The following is a 3,791-nucleotide window of genomic DNA, read 5'->3' on the forward strand; positions in this document are numbered from 1 at the left end:
GGCTGCGCACCAGGCCGTCCTTGCCGGCCCACTGGATGTAGCCCAGGCCGCGCCAGTCGCTCTTGGTCAGGATGCGGTCGCCGTCGCGGAAGGTCAGGCCCCAGCCGTCGCCCTTCTTGACGTCGACCGACAGGGCGCCGCTGGTCAGCGTGGCCTKGGTGTCGCCGTTGTCGATCCGCACTGGATGCTTGCCGGCGCCGGGCATGGGGATGTGCAGGCGCGGCGCGCTGGACGCGGTGTAGTGCTCGACGCTGACGCGGATGACGCCGGGCAGCGGCGAGCTCAGCGTCACGGTGAGCGTGGGGCCCTGCAGCGTGTCGCCGCGGTGCTTGATNGGTGTAGTGCTCGACGCTGACGCGGATGACGCCGGGCAGCGGCGAGCTCAGCGTCACGGTGAGCGTGGGGCCCTGCAGCGTGTCGCCGCGGTGCTTGATGGGTCGGGTCGTGGCGAGCACGACCAGGCGGTCTTCATGGACTTCGATCGCGTAGGCCTCGGCCGCGTAATGCGCGGCCACGCCCGGCTGATGCATCCACTGTCCGTCAGTGAACTTCATGATGAATCAATCTTCCTTGTTGTCTCCGGTCGGCCGGCGGGTGTGCCGGCCCCTCTTGCTTGGCTGGTCTGTCGGGTCTCCTAGGCTGAAGGCGCCTTGACGTGGCGCGCGACGTAGTCGCCGTGCTCGGGCATGCCGCTCACGGTCTGGGTGATGGCCTGGCGCAGGCGCACAAAGTGCTGCAGCAAGGCCTGCGCGTCGATGTGATCGACGAAGGGGTCGTAGCTCTCGGGCCGCAGGCCCAGGCCGAAAAAGAGTGACACCCACGACGGCTCGGCAAAGCCGTCGGGGTCGAGGATGGCAACACGACCCGCGCTGCGAAAGAGCTCGATCTGATGGGCCAGCGTGTCCGGGATCGGCATGGCCGCGCAGTAGCGCCACAGCTCGGCGTCGCGCCGGTCGGTCAGCTTGTAGTGCAGCACGATGAAGTCGCGGATGGACTCGTACTGCAGGGCCATGCGGCGGTTGAACTCGGCCGCCAGGTGGGGCTTGAACTGCTGGTCTGGGAAGAACTGGATCAGCCGGCCGACGCCGTCCATGATGAGCTGGATGCTGGTGGATTCCAGCGGCTCCAGGAAACCCGAGGCCAGGCCGATGGCGACGACGTTTTTGACCCAGCCCTGCTTGCGTCGTCCGGTCGTGAAGCGCAGCTGGCGCGGCGCGTCCAGCGCCTTGCTGTCCAGCCCGGCCAGCAGCGTGCTGGCCGCTTCGTCATCGCTGATAAAGTGGCTGCAATAGACGTGGCCATTGCCTGTGCGGTGCTGCAGCGGAATGCGCCATTGCCAGCCCGCCGCCTTGGCCGTGGACATCGTGTAGGGTGTGAGCGGCTCGACACGTTCGCTCGGCACGGCCTGGGCGCTGTTGCAAGGCAGCAGCGCGCTCCAGTCCTCGAAGGGTGACTGCATCGCGCCGCCGATCAGCAAGGCGCGAAAGCCCGAGCAATCGATGAAGAGGTCGCCGTCGATGCGGCGGCCATCCTCGAGCTTGACCGCGGCGACGAAGCCGTCGTCGGGGCGCAACTCGACATTGACGATCAGCCCTTCAATGCGCTGGGCACCCCGCGCCATCGCGTACTCGCGCAGACAGGCGGCGTACAGGCCGGCGTCGAAGTGGTAGGCAAAGGAATAGGCATTGGCCGCCGACGGCGCCCCCCCCTCGGGGGGCGTGAAGCGGTTGCGCCTGGCCATGACGGTGGGCGTTGACCAGTCCTCGTAGCTGGGCAGCCCGTCCACCTGTCGCTGCAGACTCAGCCAGTGCTGCCAGGGCGCGCGGGTGTCGATGGCCGGGCCGAAGTCCCCGAAGCCATGGAAGAAGCGGTTGCCGACGTGGCCCCAGTCGCGGAACTCGATGCCGAGCTTGAAGCTGCCCTGGGTGCGCTTGACGAACTCGGCGCCGTCCAGGCCCAACGTTTGGTTGTAGGCGCGGATGGGCGGCAGCGTGGCCTCGCCGACGCCGATGGTGCCGATGTCGGGCGACTCGATCAGCACGATCTCGCAGGCGCCCTGGCCGGCCTGCGCAAAGCGCTGAGCCAGCGGCGCAGCCGCCATCCAGCCGGCGGTGCCGCCGCCAACGATGACGATCTTGCGGATGGAGGGATCGGACATGGCTGTCTCTGGGCCAGTTTTTATGCGCCTCACCACAGGACCGGCGGGCGGCGCGATCTTCGGCGAGTCGGGCTGTGTCGCGCTAGGGGCTTTTACCGTATTTACTTCGTACGACGGCCGAACTAATATAGCGCCAAGCCCGTCAAAAGCATGGGCAGGACTAGGAGACAAATGCAGGCCGAAGCCGCAAGCAGCCAACAGCTGCTCAAGGTCATCAATCGCATGGCGCTGGTGCGGCATCTCTGCGCCAATCCAGGTTTGTCGCGTGCCGACCTGGCCGTTGCCGTCGGCTTGACGAAGTCCACTGTCAGCCTGCTGGTGCGCGAACTGATTCTTGAAGGCTGGCTGGCCGAACGCGAGGTCGTCGCGACCGGCGACCTGGGCCGCCGCCCCACCCCCCTCTTCATCGATCCCACCCGACTGCTGCTGCTTGGCGCCGAGGTGGGCATCGACTCCGTGCGCGTCGTCGCCACGTCGCTGACCGGCGAGGTGCTGGGCTGGACCGTCGCCCACTACAGCGCCAACCGCACAGCCAAGGCCTGCATCGCCAGTCTCGCCACGGCGCTGCTCAAGCTGCGCAAGCAGCTGGATGCCGGCCAGCAGGTCCTGGGCATCGGCGTGGGTCTGCCCGGTGGCGTCAACGAGGCGCGCGGCGTGCTGCACTTCGCGCCCAATCTGGGCTGGCGCGATATTCCCTTCGGCGCCCTGCTCGCCGAAAAGCTGCAAGACACTTCGCTCGCCGGCGCACCCCTCTTCATACAGAACGAAGCCGATGTGGCGGCGCTGGGCGAGATGGAATTCAACTCCGCGCCGGTGTCCGACCCGCTGCTGTATGTGTCCATCAACCAGGGCCTGGGTGCCGGCGTCATCGTCGGCGACCGCCTGCTGACCGGCAGCCGCGGTTTCGCCGGTGAGGTGGGCCACATGGTGCTGCAGCTCAACGGGCCACGCTGCTCCTGCGGCCGGCGCGGCTGCGCCGAAGCATTGATCGCGACGCGCGCCATGCTCGGCGGCAGTGAGGATGGCACGACACTGCGCTCGCTGGCCGAAGTACGCGCCCATCTCGTCGATGAGGACGCGCAAACGCTGAAGGCCGTGAGTTCCGCCGGCCGCTATCTCGGCGTGCTGCTGCAGAACCTGGCCACCGCGTACGACCCCGCCTGCATCGTGCTGGGCGGTTCGGTGGTTGAGCTGGGCGAGCCCTTCCTGAAGCCGGCGCTGGACACGTTGCTCGAATATGCCGCTGCGGCCAGCCTTCCACCGCCGAGCGTGCGCACCTCGTTGTTCGGCGCCAATGCCGTCGCCGTCGGCGCGGCCGCGCTGGCCCGCTACCGCCTGACCCGACCTACCCTGCCTGGCGCGGTGACGGCTGTGGGCGAGAACATCAGCGAGGAGTCCGCTTGATGTTCCTCGGCATCGATCTCGGCACCTCCGAAGTCAAGCTGCTGCTGCTTGACGGCGAGGGCCACATCGTCGGCACGGCGGGCAGCGCGTTGACGCTGTCGGCACCCGAGCCGCTGTGGTCCGAGCAGAATCCATCCGACTGGTGGCGTGCGACCGGCACCGCCGTGGCCCAATTGCGCACCACCCACCCGACCGAGTTCGCCGCCGTGCGCGGCATCGGCCTGTCCGG

3 protein-coding genes and 1 pseudogene are annotated in these 3,791 nt (G+C 68.0%); 2 read left to right on the forward strand and 2 right to left on the reverse strand.

Annotation, left to right across the window (positions count from 1 at the left end; genetic code table 11):
* Both ASC95_RS14220 and ASC95_RS14225 read right to left on the reverse strand, forming a co-directional pair.
* Positions 1–334 (reverse strand): annotated as a pseudogene (locus ASC95_RS14220) (hypothetical protein); the annotation flags it as partial.
* A 300-nt stretch (positions 335–634) separates the two neighbouring features.
* Positions 635–2,158 carry a tryptophan halogenase family protein gene (locus ASC95_RS14225; RefSeq protein ID WP_057298393.1) on the reverse strand — a complete coding sequence of 508 codons (1,524 nt, stop codon included), beginning with the start codon at positions 2,156–2,158 and terminating at the stop codon, positions 635–637.
* Positions 2,159–2,329: 171 nt separating this feature from the next.
* Here ASC95_RS14225 and ASC95_RS14230 point away from each other — a divergent pair, with 171 nt between their 5' ends.
* Both ASC95_RS14230 and ASC95_RS14235 read left to right on the forward strand, forming a co-directional pair.
* Positions 2,330–3,562 carry an ROK family transcriptional regulator gene (locus ASC95_RS14230; protein WP_057298394.1) on the forward strand — a complete coding sequence of 411 codons (1,233 nt, stop codon included), beginning with the start codon at positions 2,330–2,332 and terminating at the stop codon, positions 3,560–3,562.
* Positions 3,562–3,791, forward strand: a 230-nt coding sequence (locus tag ASC95_RS14235; protein ID WP_255355265.1) for an FGGY family carbohydrate kinase, incomplete at its 3' end; no start/stop codon positions are given. The genes ASC95_RS14230 and ASC95_RS14235, both read left to right, overlap by 1 nt.

The sequence above is a fragment of the Pelomonas sp. Root1217 genome (genome assembly GCF_001425705.1).
Lineage (GTDB): Bacteria > Pseudomonadota > Gammaproteobacteria > Burkholderiales > Burkholderiaceae_C > Pelomonas.